26 protein-coding genes are annotated in these 20,976 nt (G+C 72.1%); 12 read left to right on the top strand and 14 right to left on the bottom strand.

All coding sequences use genetic code 11. The features are described from left to right. Window positions 1-288: tetratricopeptide repeat protein (locus tag AB0A74_RS06370; RefSeq protein ID WP_358247830.1), on the top strand; the 288-nt coding region annotated here is incomplete at its 5' end. Window positions 289-489: 201 nt separating this feature from the next. On the opposite strand, the gene AB0A74_RS06365 is transcribed toward AB0A74_RS06370, so the two are convergent. Continuing rightward, window positions 490-882, bottom strand: a complete 393-nt coding sequence (locus AB0A74_RS06365) for a serine/threonine kinase (protein WP_358247829.1) — start codon at window positions 880-882, stop codon at window positions 490-492. A 285-nt stretch (window positions 883-1,167) separates the two neighbouring features. On the opposite strand from AB0A74_RS06365, the gene AB0A74_RS06360 reads away from it, so the two are divergent. The 3 genes from AB0A74_RS06360 to AB0A74_RS06350 are packed head-to-tail and all read left to right on the top strand — an operon-like array spanning window position 1,168 to window position 4,014. Then, window positions 1,168-1,419 carry a hypothetical protein gene (locus AB0A74_RS06360; protein WP_358247828.1) on the top strand — a complete coding sequence of 84 codons (252 nt, stop codon included), beginning with the start codon at window positions 1,168-1,170 and terminating at the stop codon, window positions 1,417-1,419. Continuing rightward, on the top strand, window positions 1,412-2,209 hold the full coding sequence (locus tag AB0A74_RS06355; RefSeq protein WP_358247827.1) for a methyltransferase domain-containing protein: 798 nt from the start codon (window positions 1,412-1,414) through the stop codon (window positions 2,207-2,209). Before AB0A74_RS06360 ends, AB0A74_RS06355 begins: the two co-directional genes overlap by 8 nt. Then, entirely contained in the window at window positions 2,206-4,014 is a 1,809-nt protein-coding gene (locus tag AB0A74_RS06350) for a prolyl oligopeptidase family serine peptidase (protein WP_358247826.1), read from the top strand. Before AB0A74_RS06355 ends, AB0A74_RS06350 begins: the two co-directional genes overlap by 4 nt. Before the next feature lie 317 nt (window positions 4,015-4,331). Here the strand turns inward: AB0A74_RS06350 and AB0A74_RS06345 are convergent, their stop codons facing one another. From AB0A74_RS06345 to AB0A74_RS06335, 3 genes are all read right to left on the bottom strand, one after another. Then, window positions 4,332-4,808, bottom strand: coding sequence for a DNA starvation/stationary phase protection protein (locus tag AB0A74_RS06345; RefSeq protein ID WP_358247825.1), 477 nt, complete (start codon window positions 4,806-4,808; stop codon window positions 4,332-4,334). A gap of 11 nt (window positions 4,809-4,819) precedes the next feature. Then, on the bottom strand, window positions 4,820-5,242 hold the full coding sequence (locus AB0A74_RS06340; protein ID WP_343935638.1) for an organic hydroperoxide resistance protein: 423 nt from the start codon (window positions 5,240-5,242) through the stop codon (window positions 4,820-4,822). A gap of 127 nt (window positions 5,243-5,369) precedes the next feature. Then, window positions 5,370-5,930 carry an NAD(P)H-dependent oxidoreductase gene (locus AB0A74_RS06335; RefSeq protein WP_343935639.1) on the bottom strand — a complete coding sequence of 187 codons (561 nt, stop codon included), beginning with the start codon at window positions 5,928-5,930 and terminating at the stop codon, window positions 5,370-5,372. Between the two features lie 77 nt (window positions 5,931-6,007). On the opposite strand from AB0A74_RS06335, the gene AB0A74_RS06330 reads away from it, so the two are divergent. Continuing rightward, window positions 6,008-7,075, top strand: a complete 1,068-nt coding sequence (locus AB0A74_RS06330; RefSeq protein WP_358247824.1) for an alpha/beta hydrolase — start codon at window positions 6,008-6,010, stop codon at window positions 7,073-7,075. A gap of 47 nt (window positions 7,076-7,122) precedes the next feature. Here the strand turns inward: AB0A74_RS06330 and AB0A74_RS06325 are convergent, their stop codons facing one another. From AB0A74_RS06325 to AB0A74_RS06315, 3 genes are read right to left on the bottom strand one after another with little or no spacing between them, the layout of a single operon-like run. Continuing rightward, window positions 7,123-7,779 carry a hypothetical protein gene (locus tag AB0A74_RS06325; RefSeq protein WP_358247823.1) on the bottom strand — a complete coding sequence of 219 codons (657 nt, stop codon included), beginning with the start codon at window positions 7,777-7,779 and terminating at the stop codon, window positions 7,123-7,125. Then, entirely contained in the window at window positions 7,776-8,084 is a 309-nt protein-coding gene (locus AB0A74_RS06320; protein ID WP_358247822.1) for a hypothetical protein, read from the bottom strand. The genes AB0A74_RS06325 and AB0A74_RS06320 overlap by 4 nt, the downstream gene beginning before the upstream one ends. Before the next feature lie 11 nt (window positions 8,085-8,095). Beyond that, the gene (locus tag AB0A74_RS06315) at window positions 8,096-8,386 is read right to left on the bottom strand and encodes a YbaB/EbfC family nucleoid-associated protein (RefSeq protein ID WP_358247821.1); all 291 of its coding nucleotides are present in this window, start codon (window positions 8,384-8,386) and stop codon (window positions 8,096-8,098) included. A gap of 56 nt (window positions 8,387-8,442) precedes the next feature. On the opposite strand from AB0A74_RS06315, the gene AB0A74_RS06310 reads away from it, so the two are divergent. Further along, entirely contained in the window at window positions 8,443-8,646 is a 204-nt protein-coding gene (locus AB0A74_RS06310) for a hypothetical protein (RefSeq protein WP_358247820.1), read from the top strand. A gap of 135 nt (window positions 8,647-8,781) precedes the next feature. On the opposite strand, the gene AB0A74_RS06305 is transcribed toward AB0A74_RS06310, so the two are convergent. Then, window positions 8,782-9,216 carry a Fur family transcriptional regulator gene (locus AB0A74_RS06305; RefSeq protein WP_358247819.1) on the bottom strand — a complete coding sequence of 145 codons (435 nt, stop codon included), beginning with the start codon at window positions 9,214-9,216 and terminating at the stop codon, window positions 8,782-8,784. A gap of 85 nt (window positions 9,217-9,301) precedes the next feature. Between AB0A74_RS06305 and AB0A74_RS06300 the strand changes: the two genes are divergently transcribed. Then, on the top strand, window positions 9,302-10,462 hold the full coding sequence (locus AB0A74_RS06300) for an MFS transporter (protein WP_358247818.1): 1,161 nt from the start codon (window positions 9,302-9,304) through the stop codon (window positions 10,460-10,462). On the opposite strand, the gene AB0A74_RS06295 is transcribed toward AB0A74_RS06300, so the two are convergent. The 3 genes from AB0A74_RS06295 to AB0A74_RS06285 form a co-directional block, all read right to left on the bottom strand. Beyond that, the gene (locus AB0A74_RS06295) at window positions 10,445-11,872 is read right to left on the bottom strand and encodes a gluconokinase (RefSeq protein ID WP_358247817.1); all 1,428 of its coding nucleotides are present in this window, start codon (window positions 11,870-11,872) and stop codon (window positions 10,445-10,447) included. The genes AB0A74_RS06300 and AB0A74_RS06295 overlap by 18 nt on opposite strands. Window positions 11,873-12,012: 140 nt before the next feature. After that, window positions 12,013-13,074, bottom strand: coding sequence for an aspartate-semialdehyde dehydrogenase (locus tag AB0A74_RS06290; RefSeq protein WP_358247816.1), 1,062 nt, complete (start codon window positions 13,072-13,074; stop codon window positions 12,013-12,015). Next, complete coding sequence (locus AB0A74_RS06285) at window positions 13,071-14,336, bottom strand: aspartate kinase (RefSeq protein WP_121223638.1); 1,266 nt, start codon at window positions 14,334-14,336, stop codon at window positions 13,071-13,073. The genes AB0A74_RS06290 and AB0A74_RS06285 overlap by 4 nt, the downstream gene beginning before the upstream one ends. A 144-nt stretch (window positions 14,337-14,480) precedes the next feature. Here AB0A74_RS06285 and AB0A74_RS06280 point away from each other — a divergent pair, with 144 nt between their 5' ends. Both AB0A74_RS06280 and AB0A74_RS06275 read left to right on the top strand, forming a co-directional pair. Then, complete coding sequence (locus tag AB0A74_RS06280; protein WP_358247815.1) at window positions 14,481-15,680, top strand: hypothetical protein; 1,200 nt, start codon at window positions 14,481-14,483, stop codon at window positions 15,678-15,680. Then, window positions 15,680-16,276: a nitroreductase family protein gene (locus tag AB0A74_RS06275; RefSeq protein WP_358247814.1), complete on the top strand. Its 597-nt coding sequence runs from the start codon at window positions 15,680-15,682 to the stop codon at window positions 16,274-16,276. The genes AB0A74_RS06280 and AB0A74_RS06275 overlap by 1 nt, the downstream gene beginning before the upstream one ends. Here the strand turns inward: AB0A74_RS06275 and AB0A74_RS06270 are convergent. Both AB0A74_RS06270 and AB0A74_RS06265 read right to left on the bottom strand, forming a co-directional pair. Then, a complete protein-coding gene (locus AB0A74_RS06270) occupies window positions 16,241-16,552 on the bottom strand; it encodes a hypothetical protein (RefSeq protein ID WP_358247813.1) in 312 nt (103 codons plus the stop codon). The genes AB0A74_RS06275 and AB0A74_RS06270 overlap by 36 nt on opposite strands. A 19-nt stretch (window positions 16,553-16,571) precedes the next feature. Then, window positions 16,572-16,871 carry a hypothetical protein gene (locus AB0A74_RS06265; protein WP_121223641.1) on the bottom strand — a complete coding sequence of 100 codons (300 nt, stop codon included), beginning with the start codon at window positions 16,869-16,871 and terminating at the stop codon, window positions 16,572-16,574. Between the two features lie 270 nt (window positions 16,872-17,141). Between AB0A74_RS06265 and leuA the strand changes: the two genes are divergently transcribed. Next, window positions 17,142-18,935 carry a 2-isopropylmalate synthase gene (gene leuA, locus AB0A74_RS06260; protein WP_358247812.1) on the top strand — a complete coding sequence of 598 codons (1,794 nt, stop codon included), beginning with the start codon at window positions 17,142-17,144 and terminating at the stop codon, window positions 18,933-18,935. Between the two features lie 83 nt (window positions 18,936-19,018). Continuing rightward, complete coding sequence (locus AB0A74_RS06255; RefSeq protein ID WP_358247811.1) at window positions 19,019-19,579, top strand: DedA family protein; 561 nt, start codon at window positions 19,019-19,021, stop codon at window positions 19,577-19,579. On the opposite strand, the gene AB0A74_RS06250 is transcribed toward AB0A74_RS06255, so the two are convergent. Continuing rightward, on the bottom strand, window positions 19,580-20,173 hold the full coding sequence (locus AB0A74_RS06250) for a TetR/AcrR family transcriptional regulator (RefSeq protein WP_358247810.1): 594 nt from the start codon (window positions 20,171-20,173) through the stop codon (window positions 19,580-19,582). 80 nt (window positions 20,174-20,253) lie between these two features. On the opposite strand from AB0A74_RS06250, the gene AB0A74_RS06245 reads away from it, so the two are divergent. Then, window positions 20,254-20,817, top strand: a complete 564-nt coding sequence (locus tag AB0A74_RS06245; RefSeq protein ID WP_358247809.1) for a TIGR03086 family metal-binding protein — start codon at window positions 20,254-20,256, stop codon at window positions 20,815-20,817. Window positions 20,818-20,976 lie beyond the last annotated feature (159 nt).

Genomic DNA, 20,976 nt, shown 5'->3' with positions numbered 1-20,976 from the left:
GAGCTGCTGGCCAGGCAAGGCCACACCGACGAAGCAGAACAGCTCTACCGCCGCGCCATCGACGCAGGCCACACCCTCGCCCTCGGCTCCCTGGGGCTGCTGCTGGCCAGGCAAGGCCACACCGACGAAGCGATCGAACACCTCCAACGCGCCATCGACGCAGGCCACACCAACGCCCTCGGCCCCCTGGGGGCGCTGCTGGACCAGCAGGGCCACACCGACGAAGCAGAACAGTCGCATACGAGACGCAGCAGCGAATTCCCCCAGGGGATAGCTGGCGATGAGTGACTTACTGAGTGACAACGACCTCGATCACAGGTGTACGCACCCGGACGCCAACGGACGCCACACTGCCGCTGAGCTGCGCGAACAGGTGAGTCAACGAAGTTGGATCTTTGCTTCGGGACGAAGAGGTCGCAGGTTCAAATCCTGTCACCCCGACCAGCCGAAGGGGCTGTCCGAGAGCATCGGGCAGCCCCTTCGTCGTCTCTACTCACCGATCTTCTTCGCCGACAGCAGGACTTCCGTCGTGCAGTCGACGACCGAGCCGGCGGGGACGCTTTGGGCCGTCGTCGTCCAGTTGCGGTCCATCACGAGAACGCGGCCCTGGCCGGTGGCGTCTTCCTCGCGCAGGCGGTAGAGGCCGGCGGCCTGCATGGTGTCCTGGGCGGTCTGGTGGACCATGCCGACCACGTCCGGCACGGTGCACGTCTTCGTCGTGGGCGCGGCCGTGGGTGGGGCGATGGTGGTGCCGGCGGGTGGGGACGTCTCGGTCGCCCCGGGGGACGACGCGGACGTGTCGGCGGGCCGGGTGGCGGAGGTGGACGGGGTGCACGCGGTCAGGGCGAGCAGGGCGAGCGCGGCGGCGGCCGGGCGCTTCATGGGCGGCGGGTCCCTTCGGTCGGGGTCACGGTTGCGGTGTCGGAGCGCTCCGTGACCGTGTTACGCCGCTGGGTGGTCGCTCGCGTAGCGCCACACGATGGAGTGAACCTTGAGCCGTGTAGTCGCTTCATGACCTAACGTAGTAAGACACGCGAGCAGTGGTCACGTTCTGTTAACCCATACGAGTGAAGGTTGACGGTTCAACTCACGGTCCGTAACGGGCGGCGAGATCGACGCGAAACGTGGGACAACGCGTCGGCCCCAGATGCTGCAGAGGAGTCACCCATGAGCACCGTCTCCGCGACGATACCGACTTCCACCGGTTGGGTGCGCTTCGCCGCCTGGGCGGTGGTCTGCCTCGGCGCCGCCGCGGTCGTGGCGGTGGTCGCGACACCCGTCGCGGGCCTGGTCACCGGGCTCGCGGTCGCGCTGCTCGGGCTCGCCGTGTCCGCCCTCACCCGCGCCTCGCGCACGATGGACCGGATCTTCGAGGAGGAGCTGGACCGCCGGACCCGGCACCATCGGGAGCATGGCTGATCAGGCGACCCGGGCCGAGGTCCGGCGGCGGACCTACGGCGAGCGCGACCTCGCCACCCTGCACGTCTTCGCGGGCGGCTTCATCAACTTCGGGTACTGGCGGGACGTCCCGCTCGACGGCGAGCTGACCGTCGAGCAGCGCATCGCCGCCCAACGGGCCCTGTACGACACGGTCCTGGACACCCTCCACGTCACCGCGCACGACCGCGTCCTGGAGGTCGGCTGCGGCCAGGGCGTCGGCGCGCGGCAGGTGCTCGCCCGCGGACCGCGGCTCGTCCACGGCGTGGACCTCGTGCCCGAGCAGGTCGAGCGGGCCCGGCGGAACACGCCGGACGCCCGTTTCGGCACCGGCGCGGCGGACGACCTCCCGTTCGCCGACGACTCCTTCGACCGCGTGCTGTCGGTCGAGGCGGCGCAGCACTTCGAGGACCTCGCCGGGTTCGCGCGGGAGTGCGCGCGGGTGCTCGTGCCCGGCGGGCGGCTCGCGGTGACGACGTTCTTCGCCGCCCCCGGCGCCGGCCCGGAGCTGGCGGACCTGCTGGAGTCGTTCGCGAACGGCCTGGACCTGCCGCACACCGTCGAGGGGTTCCTCGCCGACCTGCGCGCGGCCGGGTTCGCCGAGGTGCGGGCGGAGAGCATCGGCGCGCACGTGTGGGCGGGCCTGGACCGGTGGCTCGCGCAGGGCCCGCACCGCGACCACTGGGACCGCGGCTGGTTGCGCGCCGCCGAGCGCGGTCTCGTGGACTACCACCTGGTCACCGCGCGGCAGCCGGCAGGATCGGAGGGGTGACGACGCACCCGACCGCCGAAGTTCCCGAGCCGCTGTTCGACGACCCCGGGGCCGAGGCCCGCTGGCGCGACCGGTTCACCGCGCCGCGGGTGAGCCTGCCCGGCTGGGCGGACGACGCGCCGGACCGCAGCCTGTACCTGTCGAACTCCAGCGGCGTGTGGGAGATCTACGCGTGGGACCGCGGCGCGGACACCCACCGCAAGGTCACCGACCGCCCGAACGGCACGTCCCACGCGGCGCTGAGCCCGGACGGCGAGCAGATCTGGTGGTTCGACGACACCGACGGCGACGAGTTCGGCGTGTGGGTGCGTGAGCCGTTCAAGCCCGGCGGGCAGGTCGAGACCGCCGTCGAGGGCGTGCCCGCCGCGTACCCGGCGGGGTTGGAGATCGGGCACGAGGTCGTGGTGGTCGGGACGTCCACCGACGACGGGACCGCGGTGTACGTGTCCCGGTCGGGCGGTCCGGCGACGGTCGTCTACGCCCACGAGAACGACGGCGGCGTGGCGGCGCTGTCCAAGGACGAGACGCTCATCGCCCTGGCGCACTCCGAGCACGGCGACAACCGGCACGCGGCGCTGCGCGTGGTGACCCCGGACGGCACGAAGGTCGCCGAGAAGTGGGACGGCCCCGGCAAGGGCCTGGACGCGATCGCGTTCAGCCCGGTGCGCGGCGACAACCGCCTGCTGGTGCTGCACGAGCGGCGCGGCCGGGAGGAGCTGCTGATCTGGGACGTCGAGGCGGACACCGAGACCGAGATCGAGGTGGACCTGCCCGGCGAGATCAGCGCCGACTGGTACGAGGACGCGTCCGCGCTCCTGGTGGTGCACACGTTCCAGGCGCGAAACACGTTGCACCGCTACGACCTGAGCACCGGTACACTGTCCGCTTTGGACACTCCACACGGGACGGTCGGGTCGGCGAACGTCCGCCCGGACGGTGCCGTGGAGTACTCGTGGTCCTCGGCCGCGCAGCCGGGCGTGGTGCGCGTGCTGGACGTTGACGGCGACGAGCGCGTGCTGCTGTCCCCGCAGGGCCACAAGGCTCCGCCGTCGGTCGGGCTGGAGGACGTGTTCGTCGGTGACGTGCATGCCCTGGTCGCCCGTCCCGAGGGCGCCGGCGACGGCCCGCTGCCCACGGTCTTCAGCCTGCACGGCGGTCCGCACGCGGCGGACGAGGACCGGTTCTCGGCGTACCGGGCGGTGTGGCTGGACGCGGGCTTCGCGGTGGTGCACGTCAACTACCGGGGCTCCACGGGCTACGGCTCGAAGTGGCGCGACGCGATCGAGGGCCGGCCCGGCCTGACGGAGCTGGAGGACGTGGCGGCGGTCCACGACTGGGCGGTGTCCTCGGGCTTCGCCGACCCGGCGAAGTGCGTGGTCAACGGCGCGTCGTGGGGCGGTTACCTGACCCTGCTGGCCCTGGGCACGCAGCCGGAGCGATGGGCGGCGGGCATCGCCGGCGTCCCGGTGGCCGACTACCTGGCGGCCTACGAGGACGAAATGGAACCACTGCGCGCCTTCGACCGCGCCCTGTTCGGCGGCTCCCCGGAAGAGGTCCCCGACCGCTACCGCGAGTGCTCGCCACTGACCTACGTGGACGCGGTCCGCGCCCCGGTCCTGGTCCTGGCCGGCGAGAACGACCCCCGCTGCCCGATCCGCCAAATCGACAACTACCTGGACCGCCTGGCAGCCAGGGGCGCGGAGTACGAGGTGTACCGGTACGACGCGGGCCACGGTTCTTTGGTGGTAGCGGAGACGATCCGCCAAACGGCAGCCGAAGTAGCCTTCGCCCGCCGCGTCCTCTAGAGACGGAACGCTCCCCCACACCCGACGCGGAGCGCGGCTCTTCGCCGCGCTCCGCGCGGCCGGGCTACCAGCCACAAAGGGCTCCGTGTTCCCCACCGTATGACCTGCTCGAAGTGTGGTTGGCTCCGCAGGTCATGCGGTGGGGAACACGCAGCCCTTCCCCCGCTGGAAGCCTCCCAAGCCCGCTTCTGATCTTTTGATCTTGAGAACGCGCCCGCGCGACCGCTTGAAGGCGCAGCGATCGCTAGAAGCGCCCGAAAGCCGGAACGCCCCGCCGGGCGCCGGTCCGGCGTCCCGCGAGGCGTTCGTTCCGCTGGTCAGGCCTGTTGGGCCTGCCACATCCAGTGGGCCTGTTCGAGCTGCTTCGTGATCTCGATCAGCAGGTCCTGCGTGACCAGGTCGGACTTGTCGGTCTCGTCGATCCGCGCCCGCAGCCGCTCGATGAGCTTGGCCAGGGCGCTGACCACGGCCGCGACGACCTGGTCCTCCTTGAGCCAGTTGTCCGGGAACTCCGGCACGCCCGACTCCGACGCCACGGTCTTCGCCTTGCCGTTCGGCGAGATGCCGAGGGCGGCGGCTCGTTCGGCCACCTCGTCGGTGTAGGTGCGCGCGGTGGTCACCAGTTCGTCCAGCTGGAGGTGCACGCTGCGGAAGTTCTTGCCGACCACGTTCCAGTGCGCCTGCTTGGCGACCAGGGACAGGTCGATGAGGTCGACCAGCGTCGCCTGGAGCACCGCGCCGACGGACTTCTTGTCCGACTCGGACAGCGGGCTGGTGATCGGGGACTTGCTCATGGACGCCTCCTTCACACGGTGGCGGTGAGCGCCACCTCGATGTTGCCGCGCGTGGCGTTGGAGTACGGGCACACCTGGTGCGCCTTGGCGACCAGGTCCTCGGCCACGTCCTGGGTCACGCCCGGGAGGTGGCTGTGCAGGTCGACGGCCAGCAGGTAGCCGCCGTTGCCGTTCGGCCCGAGGTTCACCTTGGCGGTCACGGTCGTCTCGCCGAGCGCGACCTTGCCGTGCCGCGCGACCAGCTTCAGCGCGCTGTGGAAGCACGCCGCGTAACCGGCCGCGAACAGCTGCTCCGGGTTGGTCTTGTCGCCGCCGGGGCCGCCGAGCTCCTTCGGAGCGGCGAGCTGCTCGTCGATCACGCCGTCCGAGGACCGGACCTCGCCGTTGCGCCCGTCGCCGACCGCCGTCGCTTCCGCCGTGTAGAGCACCTGCATGGTGAACGCTCTCCTTTGAGCTGGTGGTTGGAGCTTCCGATCACCCCAACACCCGGCCGAAGCCGAACCACACCCGCTGGTGTGGCAGCTCACGCCCCTCGCAGAAGTACCCGCCCAGTAGAACCGCTTAACGGACTTGTGACGCGGCGAACTCCGCCACCTGTCGCCCGATCGTGCGCAAATTGTCCGCGACCGTGGTATCCGAGCAGCCCCCTTCGAGGTCGAAGTCGACCTGGCGGGAGTTGATCGCGGCGCCCAGCGGGGTCGGCCAGCCGCGCAGGGCGTGCACGATCGAGCGCAGCGCGGTGAGGGTGGTCACGGCCGCCTGCCAGCCGTGCGCGGCGGCGATGCAGCCGACCGCGCGGCCGTGCAGGTAGGGGCGTTCGTCCTCGCGGAGGTCCTCGATGTAGTCGAGGGCGTTCTTGACCAGGCCGGACACCGTGCCGTGGTAGCCCGGCGAGACCAGCACCACGCCGTCGGCGACGCGCAGCGCGTCGACCAGGCGGCGGGCGTTGGCGGGGCGGTCGGGGACGGCCGGGTCGTAGAACGGCAGCACGAGGTCGGGGCCCGCCACCTCGATGACCTTGGCGCCCGCGTCCGCCGCCGAGTCGAGGACGATGCGCATGGCGCGCTCGGACTGCGAGTTCGGGCGGAGCGACCCGCCGATGCCCACCACCGTGACCGTCATGCCCCGATCCTGCCACCTCCACCTAGCTGGAGGTCCACTCCTGGCTTCGGGACCTACCCGCTAGTAACGTGCGTCTCATGTCGAAGCTCGCCGAGTCGGTTCCCCCCGGTCTGGTCGCCGGCGTCCTGCGGTTCGCGTTCAGCCTGCCCCGGCCGCTGCGCGACCTGGTGATCGGTCGCCCGATCGTGTTGGACGGGCAGCGCCTGCACCCCGAGGCCCAGCTGATCCTGCGCCTGCAGCAACTGTCCGGCGAGGAGTGGACGACGACCACCCCGGCCGCCAGCCGCACCGCCCTGACCCGGAGCAACGCGCTGGTCAGCGGTCCGGTCGTGGAGGGCGTGACGGTCCGCGCGGTGGACATGGACGGCGTGCCCGGCCGCTTCTACACGCCGCACGGCCTGGCGGAGGGCTCGCCGCTGCTGGTCTTCTACCACGGTGGCGGGTGGGTCTCGGGTGATCTCGACAGCCACGACAACCTGTGCCGGTTCCTGGCCGTGGAGGCCGGGGTGCGGGTGCTGTCCGCCGACTACCGGCTGGCGCCCGAGCACCCGTTCCCGGCGGCGGCGGACGACGCGCAGACCGCGTTCGAGTGGGCCGTGGCGAACGCTTCGGGGTTGAAGGTGGACCCGGCGCGGATCGCCCTGGGCGGCGACAGCGCGGGCGGCAACCTGGCGGCGGTGACCGCGTTGCACGCGCGGGTGGCCAAGCCGGTGTTCCTGCTGCTGTTCTACCCGGCGGTGGACGCGACGGTGCGGCGGCGGTCGCGCGAGCTGTTCGGCCGGGGCTTCTTCCTGACCGACGAGAAGATGGACTGGTTCCTGGACCACTACGCGCCGTCGCGCGAGAGCCACGCCGACCCGCGGCTGTCGGTGCTGCTGGCGGAGGACCTGAGCGGCCTGCCGCCGACGTACCTGGCGACGGCGGGCTTCGACCCGCTGCGCGACGAGGGCGAGGCGTTCGCGGAGAAGCTCGCGGCGCAGGGCGTCCCGGTGGTGCTGCGGCGGCACGAGGGCCTGTTCCACGGGTACGCGAACATCCTCGGCGTGGGCGGGGTGTTCCGGGAGGCGGTGGCCGAGGCCGTGGGCGCGCTGCGCACGGGCCTGGCCCTGGCGAACGCCCGCCAGGACGTCCCCGAAACGGCCTGAAGAACAGTCGGGGCCGCCCTCGCCCGCGGTGAGGGCGGCCCGTCGCGTCAGTCGCCCTGCCGCGCGGCTCCCATGCCCGCCTCGGCTCCGCCGCCGACCTGGCCGCCCCCGCCGCTCTCGGCCGCGGACAGGGTGTTCTCCAGCTCGCCGGCCAGGGCGTCCCGCTGCCGCTCGTTGTCCAAGCACAGCCGCACGATCTCGCCGACCGCCGCGTGCACGACCCCCTCGGCCCGGTCCAGCTCCTCGGCCCCGTAGACGTCGTCCACCCACGACCCGCCGAGCACCGTCTGCACCGCGTCCACCACTTCGGGGCGCTGGGCGATGCCGGTGGCCGCCGAACCGGTCGCGACGGCGAGTTCGTCCAGCTTGGCGGCCAACTGCCCGACCTCGGTGATCACCTTCTCCAGGCGCTTGCGTTCGGCGCGCAGTTCGGCCAGGTCGCGGTCGGTCGCGGCGGCGGCTTCGTCGGCCGCCTCGCCGGAGGACGCCTCGCCCTGCTCCGCGCGGGCCGCTTCGGCTTCGGCGATGGCCTGGTCCAGCTCACCGCGCGCGGCGACGAGCTTCTCCTGGTACGCCCGCACCTCGGTGGGCTGGTAGTCGACCAGGGTCAGGGCGTGCACGGGGCTGTCCGCGCCGACCTTGCCGGCGGCGGCGTCGAGGTCGGCGCACGCGTCCACCGCGGCCTTGATCGCGGGGTGGCTCACCGCGCACCCGCCCGGGTGATGTCGGCCGAGTTCGCGTTGTCGGTGTCGTCGTAGTTGTCGGCGTCGCGCTCGATGCGGTCGGCGATGTCGGCGAGGCCGTGCCGGCGGCGGCGCAGCCCCTCGGTGCGGCGGGCGACGAAAGCGTCCAGGACGGCCGCCGTGCGCGGGCCGGGGCCGGACTCGCCGAACGCGCCGCCGGGCACGTCCGTGCCGGCCAGGGCGCCCGACGCGACCTCCACGCGGTCACCCGCCTGCCGGAACCTCTTCGCCGCGGCGCGCATGCGCCCGGTGTCGGCTGTGAACACCTGCTCCCCCTTCAGGAACCCAAGTAGTAGGACCGCCGTTCCGCGACGAGGTCGCGGGCGGCGCGCTGGGCGGTGGTCGCGGCCTCCAAGATCGCGTTCGCCAGCACCTTGGGATCGACGCGCGCGACGAGCGATGCGTTCACGGCGACCTCGACGACTTTGCCGGTTGTGTCGACGGCCACTTCCACCAGCCCGCCGCCGTCCCGCCCCGGGACGACCCGGCCGGCGAGGTCGCGCTTGAGGGCGTCCCGCGCCTGGTCGCGCCGGTCCGCGCGCGCGGCCATGTCCTCCAGCGAGCTCATCAGTCCCCGTCCCCCAGCCACCCGACCGACTTGTGGATCACCGTAGTCTCGGTCGCGTGGAATCGGGGTTCTGGGTCCGGGTACGGCTGGGCGACGCGCCACCCGCGGCCCGGCTGCCCGAGGTCGAGCCCCGCTGGGTGCGCGCCACGGGCCGGTCGGCCACCCCGCGCCGGGACGACGAAGCGCCCGAGTCGCGGGCGACGTGGCTGGTGGACTCGTTCGAGATCGTCGCGCCGCGCTACCCGTGGAAGCGCGAATAGGACGGGGAGGGACCGACGCACCGGCCCCTCCCCCGGGGGAGACGTCCTACCCGCCCGACACGGCGGTCGCAATGCCCGACACCGCGGGCGCGAAGCTCTCGCCGGCCACCGGGATGCCCGTGTGACGCGGTTCGGTCACCGGGGGAACTCCTTCGCGGTCGACTGGCAGTCCGGGCACAGCCCCCAGAACAGGACCTCGGCCTCCTCGACGGCGAAGCCGGACGGGCCGGCGGGGCGCAGGCACGGCGCGGCGCCGTGGACGCAGTCGACGTCCTCGGTCCGACCGCACCGCCTGCACACGAGGTGGTGGTGGTTGTCACCGGTTCGCGTCTCGTAGCGCGCGGGGCTGCCGGCGGGCTCGATGCGGCGCAGCAGGCCGGTGCGCGAGCACGCGTGCAGCACGTCGTAGACGGCCTGCGTGGACACTGTGCCCAACCGGGCCCGCACGCCCGCCGCGACCTGCTCGGCCGTGGCGTGCGGGTGTGCGGCGAGCCACTCCAGCACCGCGATCCGGGGCGCGGTGACGCGCAGCCCGGCGTCCTTGAGCAGCTCACGTGGTCCTGGGGTCATGGCTCCTCCACTGCACCACGTTTTCTGGAGTCAGTCAAGAAAACGAGTTGTTAAAGGCATTGCCCATTCGGGTGAAGATGTACCGGTGAACCTCGCCCCCTACCTGGCCGTCCTGCGCACGCCCCGGGTCCCGTCCTTCCTGGTCCTGATGCTGTTCGCGCGGATACCGGCCACGGCGGCGGGCATGACGATCACCATGCACGTCCTGCTCGGCCTCGACCGAGGGTACGGCGCGGCGGGCCTGGTCGGGGCCATGTCCACCATCGGCATCGCCCTCGGGTCACCGCTGATGGGCCGGCTCACCGACCGGCGCGGCCTGCGCGCGATGCTGTCGCTGTCGCTGGTCGTCGAGGGCGTGTTCTGGTTCGTGGCGCCCGCGCTGCCGTTCGGGGCGCTGCTGGTGACGTGCTTCCTGGCGGGCATCGCGACCATGCCGGTGATGTCGCTGGGCCGGCAGATCACCACCGCCCTGGTCGGCGAGTCCGGTCGGCGCACCGCGCTGGCGCTGGACTCGATGGCCGTCGAGGTGGCGTTCATGGCGGGCCCGGCGCTGGGCGTGTTCCTCACCACGCACTGGGACAGCCGGGTCGCCATGTGGACGATCGGCGCGCTGCTGGTGCTGTTCGGCCTGGTCCTGGCCGCGGTGGACCCACCGGTCAGCTCGACCGCCGGCGAGCGGGTGCCGCGGCGGCAGTGGCTGACCCGGCGGCTGGTGGGCGTGCTGATCAGCGCGGGCGGCGCGACGTTCGTGCTGTCCGGCGTGGAGGTGGCGGTCGTCGCGGCCATGCGCGACCTGGGCCTGACCGACTGGATCGGCGCGGTGGTCGTCGTGATGTGCGTCGGCTCGCTGGTCGGCGGCTTCGTCTACGGCGGGGTGCGCGACGCGCCGCCGGTGTGGGTGATGATGGGCGCGATGGGCCTGCTGGCGGTGCCGGTCGGGCTGTTCACCGGGTCGGTGTGGGCGCTGGTACTCGCCCTGGTGCCGACGAACTTCCTGTGCGCGCCGACGATCGCCGGCACCGGTGACGCGATCGCCGAGCTGACGCCGGGCAACGCGCGCGGCGAGGCGCTGGGGTTGCAGGGTTCGGCGTTCACGCTGGGCGCGGCGCTGGGCGCGCCCCTGACCGGCTGGGTGATCGACCACTCCGCGCCGGGCTGGGGCTTCTTCGTGGCGGGTGTCGGCGCGGTGGCGATCGCGGCGGCCGCGCTGGTGCTGGGCCGGGAGCGGTCAGCGCAGCTCGTGTAGGGCGCGGTAGAGCCTGGCGACCAGGGGCCGGGTCCGGGCGTAGTGCTCGACCACCTCGGGCCCGACCGTGACCCGCTTGGTCGGCTTGATCAGCCGGGCCGCCTCGGTCAGGTCGGGCAGGTCGCCCAGCGCGTGCCAGGCGAGCAGCGCCGCGCCGACGCCCGAGCCCTCGCTGTCCTCCGCGATCTCCAACGGCAGGCCCAGGGTCCCGGCCAGGACGGTCGCCCAGAGGTCGCCGCGGAACGCGCCACCCGTCGCCCGGACGGCGTCCACCCCGGCGACCGAGCGCACGGCGTCGAGCACCAGCGCGAGTTGCTGCGCCACGCCCTCGACCAGGGCGCGGGTGATCTCCGCCGGACCGTGCTCGCGCCGCACCCCGATCAGGGCGGAGGAGGCGTCCGGGTCCCACCACGGGGCGCGTTCGCCGAGCAGGTAGGGCAGGGCGGTGATGCCGGCCGCGCCGGGCGGCACGCGGGAAGCCTCGTCCAGCAACGCGGGCAGGTCCCGGCCGAAGGTGTCCGCCGCCCACCGCGCGACCACGCCGCCGTTGCTGACGGCGCCGCCCAGCACCCACAGCCCGCCGCCGATGGCGTAGCAGAACACCCGCCCGTCCTGGTCCACGGCCGGCCGGTCGCGGACCACCCGCAGCGCGCCGCTGGTCCCCAGCGACACCGCCGCCACCCCGGGCACGACCGCGCCGACACCCAGGTTCGCCATCGGCCCGTCCCCGCCGCCGAGGACGACGGGGGTGCCGAGCGGGAGGCCGGGGACCTCGAAGGTCAGCGGGAGGGAGTCGGTCGGCGCGTGCAGGTCGGGCAGCTCGGCGGCGGTCACGCCCGCGAAGACCAGCGCCTCGGGGTGCCAGGACAGCGTGGCCAGGTCGAGCAGGCCGGTGGCGGAGGCGGAGGAGTGCTCGGTCGCGAGGACGCCGGTGAGCCGGTGGGTGACGAAGTCCTTGAGCCCGCACCACCTGGCGGCCGTGAAGCCCTGCCCGGCGAACCAGGCGAGCTTCACCAGCGGGGACATGGTGTGGATCGGGGTGCCGGTGGCGCGGTGCAGGGCGATCCCGTCGAGCGTGCCGCGCAACCGGGCGACCTCGGCGACGGCCCGGTTGTCCGCCCAGCTCAACGACGGCGTGACCGGGTTGAGGTCGGGCCCCAGCCCCACCAGCGTGTGCATCGCGCCCGTCAACGACAGGGCGCGCACGGTGTGCCCGGCGGACGCGACCTCCCGCAACGCGCGAACGGCCGCGCCCCACACCTCTTCCGGGTCGTGCGTCGCCTCCCCGGAGGGCGTGGTGCGCATCGGGTACCCGTGCTCCGCCGATGCCACCACACCCGCGTCCCGCTCGACCGCGATCACCTTGGTCGCCGTAGTTCCCAGGTCGATCGCGAGCACCACGTCCGCCATGACGGCGAACCTACCGGTGACCACTCCCGCCGTGCCGTCGTCGGCCGGGTCCGATCGCGAAGTCGCCCACCGGACGGCCGACACCTCCGACGCGAACGGGCGGGCCGCCCCCTCGGGGCGTCCCGCCCGTTCGGCGGCGGTCAGAGCCGGTTGGCCAGTTCCTCGGCGATCTCGTAGGTGTTGAGCGCCGCGCCCTTGCGGAGGTTGTCGCCGCACACGAAGAAGTCCAGCGTGTTCGGGAAGTCCAGCGCCTGGCGCACCCGGCCCACGTAGGTCGGGTCCTCGCCCACCACGTCGGCCGGCGTCGGGAACTTCTTCGCCGTCGGGTCGTCCACGAGCACGATCGACGGCTGCGCCGCGAAGATCTTGTGCGCCTGCTCGACGGTCACCTCGCGGGCGAACGTCGCGTGGACCGCCAGGGAGTGCGTCGTCACGACCGGGACGCGCACGCAGGTCGCCGACACCTTCAGGTCCGCGATGCCCAGGATCTTGCGGGACTCGTTGCGGACCTTCAGCTCCTCGCTGGTCCAGCCCTCGTCCTTCAGCGAGCCCGCCCACGGCACCACGTTCAGCGCCAGCGGGGCCGGGAACGGCGAGTCCGACACCGGCAGGCCGGCGGCCTCCAGCGCCTCCCGCACGTCACCGGCACGGACGCCGACCTCCTTGCCCGCCAACGCCTCCAGTTCGCCGTACAGGCGGTCGATCGCCGCCTGGCCGCCGCCGGACGCCGCCTGGTAGGACGCCACGACCAGCTCGCGCAGCCCGAACTCCCGGTGCAGCGCGCCCAGCGCGGCCATCATCGACAGGGTCGTGCAGTTCGGGTTCGCGATGATCCCCTTGGGGCGCTCGGAGATCTTGTCCGCGTTGACCTCCGGCACCACCAGCGGCACCTCGGGGTCCATGCGGAACGCGCCCGAGTTGTCCACCGCCACGGCACCGCGCGCCGCCGCGATCGGGGCCCACTCCGCGGACACCTCGTCCGGCACGTCGAACATCGCGACGTCGACGCCGTCGAACGCCTCCGGGGACAGCGCGACGACGGTCAGCTCCTCGCCGCGCACGGTGATCTTCTTGCCCGCCGAGCGCGCGGACGCGATCAGCCGGATCTCGCCCCACGGCACGGACGGCCGGCCGTTGATGATGTCGATCATGACGGTGCCCACGGCACCCGTGGCCCCCACGAGGGCAAGAACAGGGCTCATCGTCCACTCCCGGCGTACACCACGGCCTCTTCGTCCCCGCCCAGCTCGAACGCGTCGTGCAGCGCACGGACCGCGTCGTCGAGCTGGGTGTCCCGGCAGATCACGGAGATGCGGATCTCCGAAGTGGAGATGATCTCGATGTTCACGCCCGCCGACGCGAGCGCCTCGCAGAACGTGGCGGTCACGCCGGGGTGCGAGCGCATGCCCGCGCCGATCAGCGACACCTTGCCCACGTGGTCGTCGTAGAGGACCTGCTCGAAGCCGATCTCCTCGCGCGCCTTGTTCAGCGCCGCCACGGCCCGCGGGCCGTCGTCCTTGGACAGCGTGAAGGTCACGTCGGTGCGGCCGGACACGGCCTGGGACACGTTCTGCACGACCATGTCGATGTCGAGTTCCGCCTCGGCCACGACGCGGAAGATGCGGGCCGCGACGCCGGGGTGGTCCGGCACCGCCGTCACGGTGACCTTGGCCTCCGACCGGTCGTGCGCGACGCCGGTGATCATCGCCTGTTCCACGGGAAGGTCCTCCACTGACCCGGACACGATGGTCCCGGGCTTGTTGCTGAACGAAGATCGGACGTGCACCGGGACGCCGTAGCGGCGGGCGTACTCGACGCAGCGGAGCATGAGCACCTTGGCCCCGCACGCCGCCATTTCGAGCATCTCCTCGTAGGTGATGGTCTCCAGCCGCTTGGCGTTCGGCACGATGCGCGGGTCGGCGGTGAACACGCCGTCCACGTCGGTGTAGATCTCGCAGACGTCGGCCTTCAGCGCCGCCGCCAAGGCCACCGCGGTGGTGTCGGTGCCGCCGCGGCCCAGCGTGGTGATCTCCTTGCTGTCCTGGCTCACGCCCTGGAAGCCCGCGACGATCGCGATGGCGCCCTCGGACAGCGCGTCCTGGATGCGGCTGGGCGTCACGTCGATGATGCGCGCCTTGCCGTGCACGGACGTGGTGATCACGCCGGCCTGCGAGCCGGTGTAGGACCGCGCCTGCGCGCCCAGCGAGTGGATCGCCATCGCCAGCAACGACATGGAGATGCGCTCACCGGACGTGAGCAGCATGTCCATCTCGCGGGCGGGCGGCACCGGGGACACCTGGCGCGCGAGGTCGAGCAGCTCGTCGGTCGTGTCACCCATGGCGGAGACCGCGACGACGACGTCGTTGCCCGCCTTCCGGGTCGCGACGATGCGCTCGGCCACCCGTTTGATCCGCTCGGCGCTCTCGACCGAGGAACCGCCGTACTTCTGGACGACGAGCGCCACTGATCCTTCTCCCTCCGAGCCGACAACGGGCGAGGGGAGTTCCACGCAGCCGGTTACGCGGGCGTGAAACCCCAGCTTGCAGGCAGACTACCTGGCCCAAGGAGTGGACAGCGGGCACCGTGACGGGCACTACCCTCTCCTGCTGTGTCGACCCTGGAGGCGGTTCGCGTGGAGCCCGAGGACGCGCCGAGCGCGCGTGACCGGCTGGCGCGGGCGGCCAGACACCGGGTCACCCTGGCGCTGGCCCCGGCCGTCGCGTACCTGGTGGTGCGGGAGTTCGGGCTGCTGGTGCTGGCGCTGATGGCGGACCGGTGGAACAAGGACGTCACCCGCGCGCTCACGTCGTGGGACGGGCAGTGGTTCCTGGGGATCGCCGAGGGCGGCTACGGCAGCGTGCCGCCGTTCCTGGTGGACGCGTTCGGGCGGCGCAGCGCCGAGACGCCGCTGGCGTTCTTCCCCGGCTACCCGGCGCTGGTGCGGTGGGTGGACGGGCTGCCGGGCGTCGAGCCGGTCGGCGCGGCGTTCGCGGTGAGCCTGGTCAGCGGGGTGTTCTGCGCGTACGGGTTGCAGCGGCTCGGGTCGCGGGTGTTCGGCGGGTCCTACCGGGCGGGTCTCATCCTGGTGGTGCTGTTCGCGGCGTCGCCGATGGCGGTCGTGCTGTCGATGACGTACTCCGAGGCGACGTTCTGCGCGTTGGCCGCGTGGTCGCTGGTGGGCGTGGTCGAACGGCGGTGGGTCCTGGCCGGGCTGTGCTGCGCGTGCGCCGGCCTGGTGCGGCCGACGGCGGCGGCGCTGATCCTCGCGGTGTGCCTGGCGGCTCTGGTCGAGATCGTGCGGCGGCGAGACTCGTGGCGGCCGTGGGTGGGCGGCCTGGTCGCCCCGCTCGGGCTGCTCGGGTACCTGGCGTACGTGGCGGTGCGCACCGGCCAGTGGGACGGGTGGTTCGCCGTGCAGCAGCGCGGGTGGGACTCCCGGTTCGACGGCGGGGCGGCCACCTGGAAGTTCGCCCTGCTCATCCTGGGTGAGCCGCGGTCGGTGCTGGAGCTGGCCACGGTGTGGTTCCTCGTCGTGGCGATCGCCCTGGTGGTGCTCGGGCTCCGGCGCGGGCTGGAGTGGCCGCTGGTGGTCTACGGGGCCGCGGTGCTCGCGATGGACCTGGGGTCGAACGGCCTGATGAACTCCAAGGCCAGGTTGTTGCTGCCCGCGTTCACGCTGCTCGTGCCGGTGGCGCTGGCGATGGCGCGGCGGCGGACGTCCACGGTGGTGGCGGTGCTGGTGGGGATCACGGTGTTCAGCGCCTGGTTCGGCGCTTACGCCATCACGGCTTGGCAGTATGCGATCTGATGGACCTCAACCCGTTGATCGCGCAGCGCTGGAGCCCCCGCGCCTTCGATCCCTCCGCGTCCCTGACCGCGTCCGACCTGCGGCCGTTGCTGGAGGCCGCCCGGTGGGCCCCGTCGCACGGCAACACCCAGCCGGCGCGGTTCGTCGTCGGGTTCCGGGGCGACCCGGGCTTCACGCGCATCTTCGCGGCGTTGCGCCCGGGCAACCAGGTGTGGGCGGGGCGCGCGTCGGTGCTGGTGGTCGCGTGCAGGCTGACCGGGGACGATCGCGGGCCGATGCCCAACACCGAGTACGGCGTGGGTCTGGCGGTGGCGAACCTGAGCCTCCAGGCGGTGGCTAACGGCCTGGTCACGCACCAGATGGGCGGGTTCTCGAAGGAGGCCGTGCGCGACGCCTTCGGACTCCCGGAGGACGTGGTCCCCGTGGTCGTGGTGGCCATCGGAGTGCTCGGCGACGACTCGGACCTGCCGGAAGACTTGCGCACGCGGGAGCGGCGGGTGCGGAAGCGCAGGCCGCTCACCGAGACGGTGTTCACCGGCGAGTGGGGCGTGCCGCTGTACTCAGCCGAGCCGGCGGACGAGCTTGACGACCAGTGACCGCACGATGAGCCAGAACACGGCCGCGATGCCGTAGTTGACCAGCACGCGGAGCTTGGCGTCTTCGGGCGTGAACAGGTCGCGGAAACCCAGCGCGAACCGTTCGGCCCAGCTCGCGACCGTCGTGGTGATCGAGTTGCCGGGGTTCGCCCCGCCCACGGTCAGCAGCACGTGCGCGACCAGGACGACCGCGATGAGCAGCCCCGCCCAGCCGACGACTCCCGCCACGACCGACACGATCCGCGTCCGGACATCCGACGCTGTGTGCTCAGCCATGGCGGGAGTGTCGCATGCTCTAGCGCGCTACGACACGCGCCAGGATGCCGGTCACCACCAGCCAGAACACCGCCGCGAGACCGTAGTTCACGATGACGTCCAGGTTGGGGTTGCCGAGCTGGAACAACCCTGGGAAGAACAGCGCCAGCGGCTCGGCGAGCTGCTGGATGAAGCGGAAGAACGCGTTGGCCTGGTTCGCCCCGAAGAGGATCATCAGGATGTAGAGGACCTCGATGAGAGCGAAGACAGCGCCCACGCCGCTGATCACTCGGGCAGCGGTGAAGCTGCCGCTGCGCGTTGAGGTTCGCCATCTGGACATGACGTTCGAATACCTCACACGAACGAGTGATAAACACCCGCTAACCCGGACCACCTGCTCGGACGCCCCCACGCCTGCGAACCGTCCGGTACGTCCACACTTTGGACATCCGGTTCCAGGTCGCGGCGGAATGTGGTTAACCTGTCGGACGTGGCACGTGCCCTCCTGCTTCGCCGCCGTGACGGGGTCTGATCAGACCGGCCCCCCGTCGCGGGATCGAGCGTCGCCGCCGGTCGTCCTCTCAAACGGCCAGCAGGAGCTGTGAGCACCATGACCACGTCACCCGACGCGTACACGTCCGGCACCAGCCGCATCCGCACCCCAGCCCGCCCCGCGCCCGCCGACCAGCCCGCCTGGAACCCGCAGCGCGGCACGTCGATGCCGGTGCACCGCTACCGACCGTTCCACGAGCAGGTGGAGACCGTCGACGTACCGGACCGCACCTGGCCGACCAAGCGCATCGAGAAGGCCCCGCTGTGGTGCGCGGTGGACCTGCGCGACGGCAACCAGGCCCTGATCGACCCGATGTCGCCCGCCCGCAAGCGCAAGATGTTCGACCTGCTGGTGCGGATGGGCTTCAAGGAGATCGAGGTCGGCTTCCCGGCCGCCTCGCAGACCGACTTCGACTTCGTCCGCGAGATCATCGAGGACGGGGCGATCCCGCCGGACGTCACCATCCAGGTGCTGACCCAGTGCCGGCCCGAGCTGATCGAGCGGACGTTCGAGTCGCTGCGCGGCGCGCACAAGGCGATCGTCCACTTCTACAACTCCACGTCGATCCTCCAGCGGCGCGTGGTGTTCAAGTCCGACCGCGAGGGCATCAAGAAGATCGCCACCGACGCGGCGGCGTTCGCGCTGGAGGAGGCGAAGAAGTACCCGGAGACGGACTTCCGCTACGAGTACTCCCCCGAGTCCTACACCGGCACCGAGCTGTCCTACGCGCTGGAGGTGTGCGACGCGGTCTCCGCGGTCATCCAGCCGACGCCGGAGAAGCCGCTGATCGTCAACCTGCCCGCGACCGTCGAGATGGCCACGCCCAACGTGTACGCCGACTCGATCGAGTGGATGTCGCGCAACCTGGCCCGCCGTGAGTCGATCATCCTGTCGCTGCACCCGCACAACGACCGGGGCACCGGCGTGGCCGCCGCCGAGCTGGGCTACCTGGCCGGCGCGGACCGCATCGAGGGCTGCCTGTTCGGCAACGGCGAGCGCACCGGCAACGTGTGCCTGGTGACGCTGGGCATGAACATGTTCAGCCAGGGCGTGGACCCGCAGCTGGACTTCTCCGACATCGACGAGGTCCGCCGCACGGTCGAGTACTGCAACCAGCTGCCGGTGCCCGAGCGCCACCCGTACGGCGGCGACCTGGTGTTCACCGCGTTCTCCGGCTCCCACCAGGACGCCATCAAGAAGGGCTTCGAGGCCCTGGAGGACGCGGCCAAGGCGGCCGGGCAGCACGTGGACGAGTTCCCGTGGGAGGTCCCGTACCTGCCGATCGACCCGAAGGACGTGGGCCGCAACTACGAGGCCGTCATCCGGGTCAACTCGCAGTCCGGCAAGGGCGGCGTGGCCTACCTGATGAAGACCGAGCACCACCTGGACCTGCCGCGGCGGCTGCAGGTGGAGTTCTCCCGGGTCATCCAGGAGGTCACCGACACCCAGGGCGGCGAGATCTCGCCCAAGGACATGTGGGACGCGTTCTCCCAGGAGTACCTGGACCCGACCGCGCCGCTGAAGCTGCTGCGGCAGAAGGTGTCCGGCGACGGCAGCGGCCACGAGACGATCAAGGCCGTGGTCGTGGTGGACGGCGAGACCCAGGAGGTCACCGGTTCGGGCAACGGCCCGATCGCCGCGTTCGTCGACGCGCTGGCCTCGGTCGGCTACGACGTGCGGGTGCTGGACTACTTCGAGCACGCCATGTCCTCCGGTGACGACGCCCGGGCGGCGGCCTACCTGGAGTGCGCGGTGGGCGACCGGGTCCTGTGGGGCGTGGGCATCGACTCGTCCACGGTGTCGGCGTCGCTGCGCGCGGTCGTCTCGGCCCTGAACCGGGCCCACCGCTGACGCTGTTCCGGGGGTCGCCTGAGCCTTCGCTGAAGGTCGGGCGACCCTCGGAGTTAACCCGGTCCGGCTAGCGTTCTCCGATCATGACCGCCCTCGTGGTGCTGTTCGTGGTCGCCGCCGTGCCGTTGGCGCCGACCGAGGCCGTGCTCATCGGTTGCGCCGTGCTGGCCGCGTCCGGCGAGCTGTCGTTGACCGGGGTGATCGCGGTGGCGGCGCTGGGGTGCTTCGTCGCCGACCTGGTCAACTACTCGCTCGGCCGCAGCGCCGGGATGCGCGCGCTGCGCCGGTTCAGCCGGCGGCCGGGGTCGCGGGCGGTGGTGGAGTGGACGGCGGCGCGGCTGGCCGCGCGGGGTGAGCCGATCCTGGTGGCGGTGCGGTGGGTGCCCGGTGGCGGGCTGGTCGGGGCGTTGCTGGCGGGGTCGTTGCGGTGGCCGAGCCGGCGGTTCGCGCCGGTCGCCCTGGTCGGGGCCACCCTGTGGAGCGGGTACACGGCGTTGATCGGCTACTTCGGCGGACGGGTGATCGACGACCCGCTGCTCGCGCTCGCCCTGTCGTGGGGCACGGCGGTGCTGATCAGCATCCCGGTCGGCATGGCCGTGAAGGCCGCCCAGCGCCGGGTGGTCGAGACCGCCGCCGCGGCCTGATCACCCGACCACGCGGTCCAGGCGGGAGCGGACGGCGGCGCGGGCGCGGGCGTAGGCGGCCGGGTCGTCGTGCAGGACGGACTGCGCGTTGGCCATCTCCAGGAACGCGACCAGCTCGAACGCCACCTGCCCCGCGTCCACCGCCAGTTCCGGCACGCCCTCGACCGTCTCCCGGACCAGCGCGTTCCAGCTCCGCCCGTACTCGGCGACCGCGTCGCGCACCCGGCCGGGCCGGGCGTCGAACTCCGCCTGCACCGCGTAGAAGAAGCACCCGCCGGGGAACGTGCGGCGCTCCGAGTAGGCCAGCCACCCCTCCAGCAGCAGTTCCAGCCGCGCCACGCCCGGCGGCAGGTCCAGGGCCGGCGTCACCACCTCGTCCACGAAGATCTTCGCCGCGGCCCGGACGGTGGCCAGCTGCAGCTCCTCCTTGGACCCGAAGTGGGCGAACACGCCGCTCTTGCTGACCTCCAGCTCGGTCGCCAGCCGCCCGATCGAGAGGCCCTCCAGCCCCTCGACCGACGCGATCTCCGCCGCCCGCCGCAGGATCTGCCTGCGGGTCTGCTCGCCGCGCTCCACCCGTCCGTCGACCTTCACGCCGCCCACGCTAGCCGCCCTTGACGGCACAACCCAAACTAACTGTACGATCGTTCGTACAAATTCCCGGAGGGGGACCGATGGACCTGCTCGACCTCAACCGCGCCGCACTCGACCTCAACGCCTCGCTCTACCGCGAGCTGGAGCCGCACCACTTCGACCTGCCCACGCCGTGCGCCGGCTGGACCGTCCGCGACCTGCTGCAACACCAGGTGGACAGCACCCTCAAGTTCGATGCCGCCGCGCGGGAGACCGACACCGCGCCCCAGGCGAGCGACGACCTGCTGGAGTCCTACCTCGCCGCCGCCGACCGGGCCACCGAGGCGTTCCGCGTCGACGGCTTCCTCGACCGGCCCAGCGTGTTCCCCGGTTATGGCCCCCAGCCGGGCCGCAGCCTGGTCGCCGGGCACTTCGTGGACAACCTGGTCCACGCCTGGGACCTGGCGAAGGCGGTCGGGTTCGACTCGACGCTGGACGACGAGATGGCGCTCGCCGCCTTCAAGATGGCCGGCCGCTACCCGTCCACACCGGACGTCCGGGGACCGGGCGCGGCCTTCGGACTGCCGGTCGACGTGCCGGCGGAAGCACCGCTCACGGACCGGCTGGTCGGGCTCTTGGGCCGCAAGCCGGACTGGCGGGCGTGAAGAAGAGCGGGGGTGCGGTCCTGGGGGACGCACCCCCGCTGTGTCTGATGACCGCGACTGGCGTCGCGGCGGCGAGGCCGCCTGGCAGTCGGCTCGTCGCGCCGCGTTTCCCGCCGATCGGAAAAGCTGATCGGCGGGAAAGGCGACGCGACAAGCCGA

Source organism: Saccharothrix sp. NPDC042600, assembly GCF_040647305.1.
GTDB lineage: Bacteria > Actinomycetota > Actinomycetes > Mycobacteriales > Pseudonocardiaceae > Actinosynnema > Actinosynnema mutabilis.
This window is presented reverse-complemented; position numbering and strand designations above follow the sequence as displayed.